This is a genomic window from Paenibacillus sp. FSL R5-0378 (assembly GCF_038009285.1).
GTDB lineage: Bacteria > Bacillota > Bacilli > Paenibacillales > Paenibacillaceae > Paenibacillus_AQ > Paenibacillus_AQ favisporus.
Genome location: NZ_JBBPAY010000001.1, coordinates 5,275,192 through 5,290,431 on the forward strand (window position 1 = coordinate 5,275,192; position 15,240 = coordinate 5,290,431).

General features: G+C 53.7%; 13 protein-coding genes. 1 reads left to right on the plus strand and 12 read right to left on the minus strand.

All coding sequences use genetic code 11. The features are described from left to right. Positions 1 to 56: 56 nt before the first annotated feature. The 3 genes from MKY74_RS24365 to MKY74_RS24375 form a co-directional block, all read right to left on the minus strand. Positions 57 to 2,318, minus strand: coding sequence for a type IA DNA topoisomerase (locus tag MKY74_RS24365; protein ID WP_076171362.1), 2,262 nt, complete (start codon positions 2,316 to 2,318; stop codon positions 57 to 59). Between the two features lie 248 nt (positions 2,319 to 2,566). Next, positions 2,567 to 3,388, minus strand: a complete 822-nt coding sequence (locus tag MKY74_RS24370) for an ABC transporter permease (RefSeq protein WP_076171360.1) — start codon at positions 3,386 to 3,388, stop codon at positions 2,567 to 2,569. Continuing rightward, positions 3,385 to 4,356: an ATP-binding cassette domain-containing protein gene (locus MKY74_RS24375; protein ID WP_076171358.1), complete on the minus strand. Its 972-nt coding sequence runs from the start codon at positions 4,354 to 4,356 to the stop codon at positions 3,385 to 3,387. The genes MKY74_RS24370 and MKY74_RS24375 overlap by 4 nt, the downstream gene beginning before the upstream one ends. A gap of 211 nt (positions 4,357 to 4,567) precedes the next feature. Here MKY74_RS24375 and MKY74_RS24380 point away from each other — a divergent pair, with 211 nt between their 5' ends. Next, entirely contained in the window at positions 4,568 to 5,353 is a 786-nt protein-coding gene (locus MKY74_RS24380; protein ID WP_076171356.1) for a TioE family transcriptional regulator, read from the plus strand. Positions 5,354 to 5,475: 122 nt separating this feature from the next. Here the strand turns inward: MKY74_RS24380 and MKY74_RS24385 are convergent, their stop codons facing one another. The 9 genes from MKY74_RS24385 to lpdA all read right to left on the minus strand — a co-directional run bounded on the left by MKY74_RS24385 (position 5,476) and on the right by lpdA (position 15,237). After that, positions 5,476 to 5,919 carry a GNAT family N-acetyltransferase gene (locus tag MKY74_RS24385; protein ID WP_076171354.1) on the minus strand — a complete coding sequence of 148 codons (444 nt, stop codon included), beginning with the start codon at positions 5,917 to 5,919 and terminating at the stop codon, positions 5,476 to 5,478. Positions 5,920 to 6,032: 113 nt separating this feature from the next. Beyond that, a complete protein-coding gene (locus MKY74_RS24390) occupies positions 6,033 to 7,520 on the minus strand; it encodes a glutamate synthase subunit beta (RefSeq protein ID WP_076171352.1) in 1,488 nt (495 codons plus the stop codon). A gap of 278 nt (positions 7,521 to 7,798) precedes the next feature. Beyond that, complete coding sequence (locus MKY74_RS24395) at positions 7,799 to 8,287, minus strand: dihydrofolate reductase (protein ID WP_076171350.1); 489 nt, start codon at positions 8,285 to 8,287, stop codon at positions 7,799 to 7,801. Positions 8,288 to 8,324: 37 nt separating this feature from the next. After that, on the minus strand, positions 8,325 to 9,119 hold the full coding sequence (thyA, locus tag MKY74_RS24400; protein WP_076171348.1) for a thymidylate synthase: 795 nt from the start codon (positions 9,117 to 9,119) through the stop codon (positions 8,325 to 8,327). 252 nt (positions 9,120 to 9,371) lie between these two features. Then, the gene (locus MKY74_RS24405) at positions 9,372 to 10,247 is read right to left on the minus strand and encodes a carbohydrate ABC transporter permease (RefSeq protein ID WP_084203934.1); all 876 of its coding nucleotides are present in this window, start codon (positions 10,245 to 10,247) and stop codon (positions 9,372 to 9,374) included. A 16-nt stretch (positions 10,248 to 10,263) separates the two neighbouring features. Continuing rightward, positions 10,264 to 11,151, minus strand: coding sequence for a carbohydrate ABC transporter permease (locus MKY74_RS24410; RefSeq protein ID WP_076171346.1), 888 nt, complete (start codon positions 11,149 to 11,151; stop codon positions 10,264 to 10,266). Between the two features lie 63 nt (positions 11,152 to 11,214). Further along, positions 11,215 to 12,489 (minus strand): ABC transporter substrate-binding protein, encoded by a 1,275-nt coding sequence (locus MKY74_RS24415; protein WP_244169286.1) that lies wholly within the window; start codon positions 12,487 to 12,489, stop codon positions 11,215 to 11,217. A 163-nt stretch (positions 12,490 to 12,652) separates the two neighbouring features. Beyond that, positions 12,653 to 13,522, minus strand: a complete 870-nt coding sequence (locus MKY74_RS24420; protein ID WP_076171341.1) for an AraC family transcriptional regulator — start codon at positions 13,520 to 13,522, stop codon at positions 12,653 to 12,655. Between the two features lie 293 nt (positions 13,523 to 13,815). Further along, complete coding sequence (gene lpdA / locus MKY74_RS24425) at positions 13,816 to 15,237, minus strand: dihydrolipoyl dehydrogenase (protein ID WP_076171339.1); 1,422 nt, start codon at positions 15,235 to 15,237, stop codon at positions 13,816 to 13,818. Positions 15,238 to 15,240: the final 3 nt, after the last annotated feature.

Genomic DNA, 15,240 nt, shown 5'->3' on the forward strand with positions numbered 1-15,240 from the left:
TACAAAATAGGCAAAAAAAGAGCGGGCCCGCCAGGGTCCGTTCTTTTTGGTTTGTTTTAAGTCGAACGCTCGATGTTCAGCTTACCGGAACTTCGATCCTGCAGCACGATCCGCGCTTTATACGGTCCCCCGGTTCCGCTGAAGGACAGCAGCTGCGTACGGCCGGAAGCCAGCAGCGATTTCAGCATGTTGGCGCTGATTTTTTTGCCGGAGAACTCCTTCCAGATCACAAATCCGCATCCGTCTTTGAATGCGGTACAGCCGTAACCCTTTTTGCCTTCGATTATCTGGCCGTGGCAGCCCGGCCGCGGACATGGCCCATGTGTCAGCCGTTCCCCCGGCGGTGCGGGGGGCGCGGCAGCAGCGGCCGTTTCCGTGCGGGCCGTTCGCGAAGCGGTTCCTGTACCCCGTTTGCCCTTCCCTGCCGCCGACCTTGAGCGCGGCTTTCCCCGGCCCTGCTCCTGATCCGTACCGAAGAGCGAAGATGGCGCCGCCTGCTGGACACCAACCTTCTCGATGATGGAGACCGTAAATTTGCGGACATTGTCCATAAATTTAACCGAGGCTGCCTCGCCCTTGGATATTTGATGCAGACGCCGCTCCCATTGTCCGGTCATCTCGGGAGAAGTCAGCAGCTCAACGCCTGCCTGGCGAATGAGCTCGACCGCCGTCCTGCCCTTCTGGGTAATCGTGATCTTTTTGCCCTGCATAGCGATATATCCGACCTTCTTCAGCCGTTCGATCGTCGCCGCCCGGGTGGCCGGCGTGCCGAGACCGCTGTCCTTCATCGCGTCCCGCAGCTCGTCGTTTTCAATCGTCCGGCCCGCGCTTTCCATCGCCTTCAGCAGGGTGCCCTCCGTATAGCTCTTCGGCGGCTGCGTAGCTTTCTCTTTGGCTTCGCTCTTGCCGCATTTCACCGGCTTCTCGGGATCCAGATCGAAAGCCCGGTCATTCCACTCCAGATTTTCTTCCTCTTCCTCCTGCTTTGCGGATTTCGTTTTCTTCCCGCTCTTATCGGTGCTCGGCATCAGCACCTTCCATCCCAGCGACAGCAGCTCCTTCACGTTCGTTTTGAACAGGTCCCCCTCTACTTCGGTCAGGACTGTATGCTGCTTGTACAAGGCGGGCGGATAGAACTGGGACAAAAACCGCAGAATGATCAGGTCGTACAGTTGCTGTTCCTCCTTGCCCAGCTGGCCGGGCCGCTTAAGCGTCGGCAGGATGGCATGGTGATCCTCGACCTTCTCCGGATTGCAGATCGCCTTGTTGTTCTTGTGTACCAGGGATGCGTTGGCCCCTTCAGCCTGTTCCTTATATGAAGTGGATTTCAGCATATGCAGCGCCTTATGCATCCCTTCAATATTTTGCTCATTGACGTAATTGGAGTTGGTCCGCGGATATGAAATTACCTTATGCCGTTCATACAATGCCTGCGCGATGTCCAGCGTCTTCTTCGCGGAGAAGCCGAACTTGGCGTTTGCGTCCCGCTGCAGCAGCGTCAAGTCATACAGCTTAAAAGGATACTCCTTCGTATCTTTGACTTCGTATTTGGCGATTTTGCCTTCCTTCCCTTTGACCCTGGCGGCAATCGCCTCGGCCTTCTCCTTGGAGGTCAGCCGGTCCCCCTGCCACGTTCCCGTGTACTCCAGCGCCTCTTGACGAAAATGAGCCTTCACCTCGTAATACGTCAGCGATTCAAACGACTCGATTTCCTTCTGCCGGTCATAAATGAGCGCCAGTACGGGCGTCTGAACCCGTCCGACGGACAGCAGGGTGTTATGCTTGGTCGTAAACGCCCGGGTCGCGTTCATGCCGATAAGCCAGTCGGCCTCGCTGCGGGCCCTGGCGGCCTGCGTCAAATTTTCGAACTCCTCGGCGGCGCGCAGCTCCCTGAAGCCCTGGGCGATGCTCTCCGCGGTCAGGTCCGAAATCCACAGCCGCCGGACGGGCTGCTTCAGCTTCAGCTGCTGCTGAATCAGCGCAAAGATGTACTGCCCCTCCCGCCCCGCGTCGCAGGCATTAACGATCCGGTCGCAGCGTTTTGCCAGCTCCCCGATCGTTTTCAGCTGGTCTTTCGTTTTATAATGCGGCACGATTTTGAATTGGTCGGGCATAATTGGCAGATCACGAAAGTTCCATTTCTTGTACCGGTCATCATAGGCATCCGGCTCTGCCAAACCGACGAGATGTCCGATGGCCCAGGTAATAATATACTGCTCCCCCTCCAGATAGGAACGGGCATTCTTCGCCCTCGGCTCAATAACCGCGGCAATGTTGCGCCCCATATCCGGTTTTTCTGCTATGACTAGAGTTTTCAACAATCATTCGCTCCCCGCATGGAAAAAGGCCGAGAATAGCTGCTCCCGGCCGGTTTATTCATGGATAACTTCCACGTTCTGATAGAATTGACTCTAAATTATGATAGCATACGGGAGGCCCGTTTTTCAATGCAAGCGGGAAAGCCTTTGGAGAGTCATCTCTTAGCGGCGGGCTTCCCGCTCCAAGGATCAAGGAGGGTTACAACCAAAGCGTCGCCATTCCCTGGCGATGTTTTCTTTGGTTTCGGTCATTTGCTTTTTTTGCGGTAAAGCTGAAATGCAAGCGGCATAAACACGGCAATGATACATCCCAAGCTTATCAGCGTGGTGGTCAGGGCAGCCGTATCCGCCGTACCGTGCATCAATGCCCGGGCCGATGAAGAAGCCAGGCTGACAGGGTTGTAAGCAACGACCGGACCCAGCCAATCCGGCATGGTGGACGTATCGGCAAACACGTTGCTCGTAAACATGAGTGGATACAACACGAGATAGGACATTGTCGTGAGCGACTCGGTTTTCCGTACGGTCAGTCCCAGGCAGGCAAAGATCCAGCTGAAACTGAAAGCATAAAGCATGACGAGCAGCATGGACAGCAGCACCCCAGACCATCCCGCTTCCGGGCGGAATCCGAGCAGCATTCCGAGCCCTAACGTCGTGATGAGTCCCACGGCGAAGGAGATGAGGTTGATGGCCATCGTGCCGATGATCGCAGCGGGCTGCCAGAACGGAAGCGTTCGGAATCGGTTGAAGACACCGCGTTCGATATCTGTTTTGAGATTGATGCCGATGTACACCGTCATGGTGGTGACGGTATACACCATCATGCCCGGCAGCAGATACTGCAGGTAATTTCCCGTTGATCCGGAGATGGCGCCGCCGAACAAATACGTAAAGATCAGCAGAAAGACCGCCGGGAAAATGATCGAATCGATCGCTAAATATGCCGCGTTGCCGCTCGTTTTCCGCCATGAGCGCCAAATAAAGGTCATTACCGCCTGCGGCCCGCTCGGCCGCGGCGGACGCTCCCTCAGGTTCAGGGCGGCCAGCATTCTGGACTGTGGTTCACTCATCGGTTCTCCTCCTTCAAAGGTTCTGCTTGAGCGCTCCTGCCGGTCAGCGTGAGAAAAACCTCATCAAGACTAGGCTCTCCAAGCGAATATTGGTGCGTATAAATGCCTGCCTCACTCAGTTCCGTCAGCGCCAGTGCAGCCTGCCGCGGATCGGAGACTTGAGCCGACAGTTCGGCGGGATTCGCATGAAGCCTGGCTTCTGTTTGAAGCACGCGCCGCAGGACCTGCTCGGCTTCTCCCCGCTGCTTCGGGTCGGCCAGCCGGATTTGAATCGAGCCTGAGCCGATGGAAGCCTTTAGTTCGGCGGGCGTTCCTTCGGCGATGACGGCGCCCTCGCCGATCACTGCCACGCGGTCCGCAAGCTGGTCCGCTTCCTCCAGATACTGGGTCGTCAACACCACGGTTGTGCCATGGTCCACCAAAGCGCGCACGATATCCCACACTTCGCTGCGGCTCCGCGGATCCAGACCGGTCGTCGGTTCGTCCAAAAACAGAAGGTCCGGGGCGACGAGCATCGCCGCAGCAATATCCAGCCTCCTCCGCATGCCCCCCGAATACTTTCCGGCCGAACGCCCGGCCGCATCGGTCAGGCCAAATGCATCCAGCAGCTGTTCGGCCCGCACTTTGGCCGTTTTGGCGGAATAACCCGCCAGCCTGCCGAAGAGGACCAAATTATCGCGGCCGCTCATCCCCTCGTCCACCGCGGCGAATTGCCCGGTGAGCCCAATCCTTCGGCGCACGGCATCGGCTTCCCGCACGACGTCGAGTCCAAAGATCCGGACCGAACCGGAATCCGGCGCGAGCAGCGTGGACAATATGCTGATCAGCGTCGTCTTGCCTGCCCCGTTGGGGCCGAGTACGCCGTACACGGTTCCCTGCTCAACCCGCAGGTCCAATCCCTTCAGAACATCCTCATTGCCGTAAGCTTTCCTTAGCCCACGCACGTCAACGGCTGCTTCTTGTTCCATGTTCTACCTCCTACTTGCGATTGAAATTCAACTTACACCCAAATTTTATAACACTCATGCAAATGGGAAGGCAGGCTTAAATTTTCGCTTGAAATCACAGTAACCCTGCAACAGAACATTATCATGTCACTTAAAGCTTTTTGTGCAGTGTTTGCCGGCATGTTATCCTTGGGGGAGTGAAGATAGTCCAAGCGCATAAGGGGGAAGGGAAATGCGTTATTATAAGCCGATCGAAATCGCCAGGGAATTGTATATCAGCACAAGCGCCCTGCGCCACTATGAATCTTGGGGGGTCGTCCCCGAGCCGGAGCGGTCGGATAACGGGTACCGCCTGTACACGCAGCTGCACCTGGCCTATTTCCGCTGCCTGCGGGCTATGTTCTCAGGATTCGGCGTCGGGATTACCTCTGAAGTGCTTCGCTTGATTCAACAGCGTGACATGGACGGAGCCTTCTGGCTCGTCAATCAGGAGCAGGCTCGTCTCCAGCATGAAAAAACGGTTGCCGAACAAACCCTAGCCTTACTCCAGAATCCCGAACTGCCGCTTGTCTCTGGCAAACGATTGAAGGGCCGCATGACGATCGGCGAAGCAGCTGAGCTTACGGATGTGCAGCCCTCGGCGATCCGGCATTGGGAAAAAGAAGGGCTGATCCAGCCGGAACGGGATCCCGAAAACGGGTACAGGCTGTTTACCCCCACGCATGTCCGGCAAATTTTGCTGATCCGCACATTAAGGAAGACGGTTTATGTGCTGGAAAACATGAAAGAAATTGTGCATGGCGTCGAGCAGCACAGCGTTGAAAAAGCGAAGAAGGTGACGCTGGAGGCATTATCGAGTATCCATGACCGAAACCGGCGGCAGTTCTTCGGGGTTCACTTGCTGGTCGAGCTGTGCATCGAAGAAGGACTGATCGATCCGGTAGAATACATTAAAGGCTTGTGGTTTGATTATTTCCAAAAAGCCAAAGCGGAAAAAGCACCCGGCGAAGCTCCATGAAAAGGGAGCCCTCACTTCGGATGCATTTATTAACTTAAATATGTATCAGCAGCTCCCGATTTGATAATCCCTGACCTTAGGAGAGCTTGATGTTTTTAAAGAGGCAGGTTGAGCCTGCCCGTTTACCGTTTCAGCTCCAAATGCAGGAGCGGGAACGGCCGTCCGGAGCCGTCCAGCTCGGACCGTCCCGTCCGTACAAATCCATACCGCTGATAAAACGCGTATGCCCCATCGTTCTGCTCGTTGACGTCGACCCGCAGCCGGCTTCCCTTCAGCTGCTCCGCATACCGGAGTAAACGGGTGCCGATGCCTTGTCCATGCCGGTCGGGATCGACGAACAGCATTTCCACCATACTGCCGTCCAGCCCAATGAAGCCCAAGGGGACGCCGCTGTCATCCTTTTCCACCCACACCTCCACGTGCTTCAGCGCCTGCTCGTCTACAATCCGGCGGTAAAACGCGATATCTGCCTCGGTTAAAAAAGCATGCGTCTCACGAACCGCCCGGTACCACAACTCTACCAAATAATCATGATCCTCTTCCAGATAAGCCGTTATTTGTCCCATCGATTGCTGCCTCCTAACTTACATCGGTATTTGACCTGATACAGAAAAAACAGCAGCCCCGCCAACAATGCGGAGCTGCTGTCCTATCATACCCGGATTATGAGCCGACGATCTTATACCAGCACTGTCGAGCCCATCAAATATTTGTCCACTTCACGGGCAGCTTCGCGGCCTTCGTTGATGGCCCATACGACCAAGCTTTGGCCGCGGCGCATGTCGCCGGCTGCGAAAACTTTGTCCACGTTTGTGTTGTATTTACCCTTCCGCGCCTTTACGTTCGAGCGGCGGTCCGTTTCAAGGCCGAGCTGTTCGGTAATCGTCTGCTCCGGTCCGTCGAAACCGATGGCGATCAGCGCCATTTGCGCTTTGAATACCCGCTCCGTTCCCGGAATCGGCTGGTAGATTTTACGCCCGGTTTCGTCCACCATCCGCTGAATTTGAACGGTGTGCAGCTCTTGGAGGTTTCCTTCGTCATCACCCACAAATTTGGTAGTCATGATGGAAAATTCGCGCGGATCGCTGCCGAAGACCGCTTTCGCTTCTTCCTGGGCGTAATCCAGTGTGTATACGTTCGGGAACTGCGGCCAAGGGTTGTTGATCGGATCGCGCTCCAGCGGTGCCTTCTCATGGGTGCCAAACTGCGTTACGCTTGCACAGCCATGACGAAGTGCTGTTGCGACGCAGTCCGAACCGGTGTCGCCGCCGCCGATCACGATGACGTCTTTGCCTTCTGCGGAAATGTAGTTCCCGTCGGCAAGACCCGAGTCCAGGAAGCTCTTGATCGTACCGTTCAAGTACGTCATGGCATAATGAACCCCGTTCAGATCGCTGCCTTCAATGTTGAATTCGCGCGGTTTGGTAGCTCCGCCGCACAACACGACTGCATCGTAGTCGTCAACGAGCTGCTGTGCAGGAATGTCCTTGCCGATTTCGGTATTCGTAATAAACTGGATGCCTTCCGCTGCGAGCAGGTCCACACGGCGCTGAACGACGGATTTGTCGAGCTTCATCGACGGGATGCCGTACATCAGCAGGCCGCCGATGCGGTCCGCACGCTCGTACACCGTCACGCTGTGGCCCGCTTTGTTCAGCTGTGCTGCCGCGGCCAGTCCTGCCGGGCCCGAGCCCACGACCGCCACGCGTTTGCCTGTACGTTTCTCCGGTGGGTTCGGCACAACCCATCCTTCTTCAAATCCTTTATCAATAATGGCCTGCTCGATCGTCTTGATCGTTACCGGCTGGCCGATCAGGCCGACGGTACAAGAGCCTTCGCATGGAGCAGGACAAATCCGGCCGGTGAACTCCGGAAAGTTGTTCGTTTTATGCAGGCGCTCCAGCGCTTCTCTCCACAAGCCGCGGTAGATGAGGTTGTTCCATTCCGGAATCAAATTGTTGACCGGGCAGCCCGAGGTGCCTCCAGCCATATCGATTCCCGTATGACAGTAAGGTGTTCCGCAATCCATACAGCGTGCGCCCTGGGTGCGCAGTTCTTCTTCGGACATATGTTTATGGAACTCTTCCCAATCCTTAATCCGCTCTGCAGGATCGCGATCCGCCGGAAGCTGGCGGCTGTACTCCATAAAGCCTGTTGGTGTTGACATGACGCATTTTCCCCCATCCGTTCTTTTCTATCTTGTTGAAAGTTACTTCCTATCTATCACATTAACGACACGTAGATAGATTGAACCCGAGCCTGTGCATGTATTATCCCCTGACCACGGCGCAGCTTTCGTGTTAGAGCATCATACGCTCAAGTTCATTCTACATAGATATTTCAATTATAGTATCATTTGAAACTTTGAATATTAAATGGATTATCCGCATAATTATTTGTACTATTTCACATCGAGATCACATGTCATGATAACATGAATTTCGGTTAACTTTTGCGGATATAGGTGCAGAAACGGTAGGAATACGGGTTTTTCTCATCCGTGATCCCTTCGATCTCTTCTTGCAGAATCCAGTCCCCGAAGTCTACTTCAGGGAAGTAGGTGTCGCCTTCAAACGTCTCGTCGATCCGGGTGACGATCAGGCAGTCCGCTACCGGAAGCAGCTTATAGTAAATTTCGGCTCCTCCGATCACCATGATCTCTTTATTCTTGCCGAGCTCAACCGCTTCTTCTATCGTATGAATGATCTGGGCTCCCGGTGCCTCGTAATCCGGGTCGCGGGTCAGGACGACGTTGTCGCGTCCAGGCAGCGGCTTACCGCCGAAGGATTCCCACGTTTTGCGGCCCATGAGGACCGTTTTGCCCATCGTCTTTTCCTTGAAAAAAGCCATATCCCGCGGAAGCCGCCAAGGAAGCTTGTTGTCCCGCCCTATTACTCCGTTTGAGCCCATGGCCCAGATAAACGTCATTGTCATGGTCAAAAAGCTCCCTTCAACATAAAATGAAAGCCGGCTAGATGGCGACCGGCGCCTTAATGCCTGGATGATGCTGATAATTCACGAACTCGAAATCCTCGAACTTATAGTCGAAAATCGATTCGGGCTTCCGTTTGATCACAAGCTGAGGCAGCTCGAATGGCTCGCGCTCCAGCTGGGTTTTGACTTGCTCCAAATGGTTTGAATAAATATGCACGTCGCCGCCGGACCAAATGAATTCGCCGACTTCTAGCCCGCACTGCTGGGCTACCATGTGCGTCAGCAGCGCGTAGCTGGCAATATTAAACGGCAGACCGAGGAACGTGTCGACCGAACGCATCGTCAGCATGCAGGACAATTTGCCCCCGGCCACATAGAATTGGAATACGAAATGGCAAGGAGGAAGCTTCATGTTCTCAATCTCCGCCACATTCCATGCGCTCACGATATGTCTGCGGGAATCCGGATTCCGCTTGATCGATTCGATCACATTCGCAATCTGGTCGATATGGGTGCCGTCCGGTGCCTCCCAGTTCCGCCACTGAGAGCCGTACACCGGTCCCAAATCCCCGTTCTCGTCAGCCCACTCGTCCCATATGGAAACGCCGTTTTCTTTCAGGTACCGGATATTCGTATCGCCGCTCAAAAACCACAGCAGCTCATGGACGACCGATTTCAAATGGATGCGCTTCGTCGTCACCAGCGGGAACCCCTGGGACAGATCGAACCGCAGCTGTCGTCCGAAGACGGAAATCGTGCCGGTTCCGGTCCGGTCCTCCTTGGGGGTACCGTGTTCCAGTATGTCCTGCAGCAGCTCCAAATAGTTTCGCACTTTGTATCCTTCCTCTCAATGCCGAATGTCTAAATATCTGTTGATTGTGTATATTCTAGTTTACCATGTGGGGGCATGGTTGATAAACACCTAAAAAAGTCCATCCCCAGTGACCAGAATCCGCCCGCTTGCCACGTACGGGAACTCACTACAAAAAAAACGGTTCCCAGGGTCTTCCCCCAAGAACCGTGCCATGCCAAAGCCTTGTTGCCGTTACATCATCCCGAGATTATTCATATGACAGACGCAGCGTTACCCTTTAACGGCTCCAATCGCCACGCTCCCGATGATCTGCTTGGAAAAGACCGCAAACACGATGATGATCGGCACGATGGAAATCGCCACACCCAGGTACAACAGACCGTAGTCCATCCCGTAATAACCCTGCACGAGCGCGACCAGTACCGGCAGCGGATATTTGCTCTGCGAGAAGAACAGGACGAGCGGGCCGAGGAAGTTGTTCCAGGAGCCGATGAACGTGAAGATGCCGAGTGCGGAAACCGCAGGACCCAGAATCGGCAGGATGATCTGGTTGAATGTCCGGAACTCGCCCGCACCGTCGACCCGCGACGATTCGATGATTTCGTCCGGAATGCTTCCGTCGATAAATTGCTTGATGAAAAAGACGTTAAAGGCGTTCGCTGCCGCCGGCAGAATGATAGCCGCGTAGCTGTCGAGCAGGCCGAATGTGCTGAACAGCCGGTATACCCCAATCAGGGCCAGCTGCCCGGGCACCATCATCGTGGCCAGCAGAGCGAAGAACAGCTGCTTGTTGCCTTTAAACCGGAATTTGGCGAAGCCGTAGGCCGTCAGCGCCCCGATGTACAGGGACAGCACCGTCGTGGACCCCGCAATGAAGAAGCTGTTCATGAATCCCCGCCAAATGTTGATTTTTGCGGCCATGTTGCTGTAGTTCGCCCACAGATCCTTCCCCGGCAGAAAGATGAACGATGAGGCGATGTCGGCATTGCTGTGGCTGGAGTAGATCAGCATGAGATAAAACGGGATGATACAGATGATGGCAAACCCGATCAGAAAAATATACAGCAGCACCATGCCGGCGGACAGGCGGCGTTTCGGCTTGGCGGCATACGGAAGTTCCCGCCGGATCGGTCTAATCGCTTCCATGTTATCGACTCCTTCCTCAAGCCTTCTTCCGGTTCGTCAGCACAAACGACAGGACGGAGAACAGAATGATAATGATGAACAGGCAAAACGCGATGGCGGCTCCGTAGCCAAACCGCGTGCTCTGAAACGCGACGTTGTACAGGTACATGATGCTGGTCATGGATGCGCGGTCTGGCGCTCCCGTGCCATTGGTGAGGGTAAAGGGCTGATCGAAGATCTGCATCCCGCCGATGATCGAGGTAATGACCTGGAACAAAATGATCGGTTTCAGCATCGGAACCGTAATGTGCAGGAAAACATGCTTTTTCGTGGCCCCGTCGATTTGGGCGGCCTCGGTCAGCGAAGGATCGATTCCCTGCAATCCGGCCAAATAAATGATCATGGAGTAGCCGAAGTATTGAAAGAACAAAATCGAGGACACGATCAGCCGCATGAACCAGGCATTGTTCTTCCAGTTGATCGGATCGTGGATGATTCCGCTCTCGACGAGAAAGTGGTTCAGCCCGCCCGACTGCCAGTCGAAGATCAGGCTTACCAGCAGCCCCAGCGAAGCGGCGGTGACGATATGCGGGAAGAAGTAGACGGCACGGAATATGTTTCTTCCCTTGACGAACTTCTCGTTTAAAATAAAAGCAAGCACAAGCGAAACGGTCAGCTGAGGGATGACGGACACGCCCCAAATAAACAGCGTGTTGAGAAAGGTTTTGTAAAATATCGGGTCGTGGAATACCGCAACGTAGTTACCCAGCCCCACGAATTCCGGCGTCCGGATCCCGTCCCAGTTCGTAAAGCTGATATACAGAGAGTATAGGATCGGATACAATCCGAACAGCAGAAAGATGATAAAAAACGGTGCAATGAAAAAATAACCGTAATGGTCCTTCCGTATCGATTTGGCAAACATGGACGCACCTCCTGGTATAGGTTGTTCCAACGTTGTTGCAGCCGAATAATCAACCGCTAAGCGTCAATCCACCTCCAGCTCGGGGTACCTGAGCTTGACGTCCCGTTTAATTCTTTGGATGGCTTCTTCTTTCGTCTTCATCTTGTTGTTCAGGTACAGCTGCAGCACATTTTTGTAAATGTCATTGTTGATCACTGTATCAAAAGGCGTCCGCTGATAGCTCGGCACGTTTTTCGCTTCCTCGGAAAAGAACTCGAAGTGCTTCTGATTCCCCAGGTAAGCGGAAGTCAGCGTCGGAGCCAGCTGGTCGTCCACGACCCGATTGCTCGTAAAGTAGTCTTGGTCATGGGCCAGCTCGGTCAAAAACTCGTGGTCGAAATTGTAGAAGTGGATAAATTTCCACGCCAGATCCTTGTTTTTGCTTTTGCTGTACATAGCGATATACGTTCCCCCGGAGCTGAACGAGGCCGGGCCGTGCGCAAGTCCCCATTTTCCCGACGTATCCGGTGCATTCGCCTTGAACGTGTATTGCAGCGCCCAGCTTGCGCCCGGATAGAACATCACCTCGCCCTTTTGCATGGAAGCGGCATATCCGGCGCTCCCGTCGTCAAATTCGGCCAGCACATGCCGCTGCCGCGCTTCCCTCACCATATCGAGCACCTTCAGGTAAGCGTCGTTGATGACAAGCTTGTTGTCCTTGACCCATGGAATGCCTTCATATGAGACGGAAATGGCGTTCCAATTCGCCAGGGCGTGCACTTTGCCCCCGCTTTCTTTGGCAACCCTTTCGCCGATGTCGAAAATTTTGTCCCAGGAGTCAATCTGCTTGCTGACTTCCTCCGGATCGTCTGTGCCCAAATATTGTTTAGCCAGGTCCCGGCGGTAATAAATGCCTCCAGGTGTCGCCTGGTAACCCAGTGCCTTGACGTTCCCTTCAGAGTCCTTTTCGTTGGCTTGCACGAAGGAATACTGCTCAGGAATGAGCTTGTTTGCATCGTACGGAGCCGCAGACAGGTTCTCCAGGTAGGGAACGTCGATCAACTCACGGATGTTCCCGTTTTCGAGCATGAACACGTCCGGTGCTTTGGAAGCCGTCTGCAAGGCGGATTTCAGCTTGGTGATGTAAAAGTTGCCGGGGATGTTGACGAAGTTCACCTTGACCCCGGGGTACTTCTTCTCAAACTTATCAATGGCGTAATTCGCCTCATCGGTAAAGCTCCATACGGTAATTTCCTGGCTTGAGCCCGTTCCTTTGCCCGAGACCGTACACCCGGCCAGCAGGATGGACAAGCCCAGCAGACTCAGCATAAAGGTATATCCCCAATGATTTCTTCTCATGAGCACCCGTCCTTTGCTTTTCGCTTGATGTTGGTCAATCCCAGGATAACAACTAGTCCCCCCTCATCCACGATTAAAAAGGAAACGCTTACATCTAAGTTTGTTATCATTTTATGGGATTTTTGCCGGCCGGGCTCATCGGATATTGGTCTGGATTGTTCATTTATTGCGCAGTCCTGCCGCTTCGCTTGCGAAATTCGGATGGCGTGCAGCCATTGTACTTTTTAAAAATGCGGTTAAACGAGTTCAGGTTGTTAAATCCGTTCCGCACAGCGATCTGCAGAATGGATTCAGAACCGCCAAGCAGCTCCCATTTAGCCTGTGCAATCCGGTATTGATTCAAGTAATCCATAACCGTCATGCCGCGGGCTTCCTTAAACAGCTTGCATAAATAAAATTTGTTAAAGTTCGTATGGTCGGCAATGTCATCCAGCTTCAGCGGCTGGTCGTAGTGCCTTTCCATGTACTCGCACACCGCCTCAATAAAGGCGAATTTTTTGCTCTCGGAGCTGGCGCCACCTGGATAATCATCCTCCATTTGCCCCGGCTTGAGCCGGATCAAACGAACGATCAGGTCGTACAGCCTTGCTTTCATAGACCATTTATAACCGGGCTGCCTGCCCGATTCTTCTTCAGCAATCGCTTTCATCATCAGCGCCAAATTTGCCTTCTGCACTTGATGTGCCGGAATGACGGTATTGTGCGAAACGAGCAACTTTAAGCTTTGCTCATCCGGGCCGCTGGGGTTCGTTCCTGTTAAAAAGTGCATGCGAAATACGATAATCAGCAGCTTGCCGGTGCCGGGCAGAAAAGAATGGACTTCACCCGGCTTGATCATCAAAATCTCCCCTTTCTTCAGCTCACATAAGTGATGGTTCAGTTCGATGCGCGCCCCGCTTTCGGCCACATATACAATTTCGACTTCTTCATGCCAATGCGGCGCAAAAAGAAACGTTTCTTCTGTCTGAACCACACGAATCGGAAAATCTTCGTCCATCAGTCCTCTTTCCAGAAATGAGGTCATCGTTCCCATAACATCCCCCACCTTCCCTAGAATGAAACGTTCTGCTCTTTCTATTGTAGCAAAATCCTAGACCGGTCAGCATCATCACCCAGATGATCCCATAATTAGAAAAACAACATATCCCTCTTAATATGATATGGGTGGATTGCAAAACAGCCCCTTCTAGATGATTATTTACAGCGGTTAATGGATCCGGCTCCTTTGGCGCTAATGCCTGAAATGACGAAGTCCCTTCTATAAAAAAAGAAAGAGCCGCATGATGCGGCTCTTTCCTTGAGTTACTTCTATACTATGATGATAACTTAGCGGCGTGGTGCGATCACGTGAATCGGATTGCCCAGCGCAAGCTCGGCGGTTTCCATCACGATTTCGCCCAGCGTTGGATGCGCATGGATCGTCAAAGCGATATCTTCCAGCGTGGCGCCCATTTCGATAGCGAGGCCCAGCTCAGCGATCAGGTTGGAAGCTTCCACCCCGGCGATGTGGCATCCCAGCACAAGCTGAGTTTCCTCGTCAAACACCAGCTTCACGAAGCCGTCCGCAGCATTGAGGGACAAGGCGCGTCCGTTGCCCGCAAACGGGAACTTCGCTGCTTTTGCTTTATAGCCTTTTTCTTTTGCTTCTTTTTCGGTGTAGCCTACGCTCGCGCATTCAGGATCGACGAATGCTACGGCAGGGACGACTTTGTAGTCCACGACGGAAGGATGTCCGGCGATGGCTTCAGCCGCTACTTTACCTTCGTAGGAAGCTTTGTGTGCCAGCGCAGGGCCTTTAACGATGTCGCCGATTGCAAAGATATGCGGCTTGTTCGTACGTCCTTGATGATCGACTTTGATCAGACCGCGGTCATCCAATTCGATACCGATCAGGTCGAGTCCGAGCTCTCCGTCGGTGTTTGGACGGCGACCAACCGTAACGAGCAGGTAGTCGGCAGTCACTTCTTTCGTTTCGCCGTTCACGGAGTATTTCACCGTAACTTCGCTGTCGGTTTGCGTCGCGCTTTCCGCTTTGGCGTTTGTGATGATTTCCACGCCGGTTTTGGTCATGCTCTTCACAACGAGCTTCGTCATGTCCGGATCGAATCCGTTCAGGATGGAATCCAGTCCTTCGATGATCGTTACTTTTGTTCCGAATTTAGAGTACATTTGGCCAAGCTCGGCACCGATGTATCCGCCGCCGATGACAACCATGCTCTTCGGAATTTCAGGCAGGCTCAGCGCTTCTGTCGAAGACAGGATGCGGCCGCCGAACGGGAACGCTTTGAGCTCGATCGGACGGGAGCCGGTAGCGATGATGCAGTTTTTGAAACGGTAGCGAGGGGACTCGTGTTCGTTGAACACGCGCGCCTCGTTTTCGTTGATGAACATGCACTCGCCGTTGAAAATTTCAACCTTGTTGCCTTTGAGCAGGCCGGCAACGCCGCCGGTCAGCTTTTTCACAACGCCGTTTTTGAATTCCTGGGTTTTGCTAAAGTCCACTTTCACGTTCTCAGCAGTTACGCCGAAAGATTCGCCGTGAACGGCAGACTCATATTGATGAGCAGCTGCAATCAGGGCTTTGGAAGGGATACATCCGCGGTTCAAGCACACGCCGCCCACTTCGGATTTATCCACAATCAGAACCTTTTGTCCTAGCTGTGCAGCACGGATGGCTGCCACGTAACCGCCGGGACCAGCACCAATCACTAATGTATCGATATCGAGAGAAGCGTCACCTACTACCATATC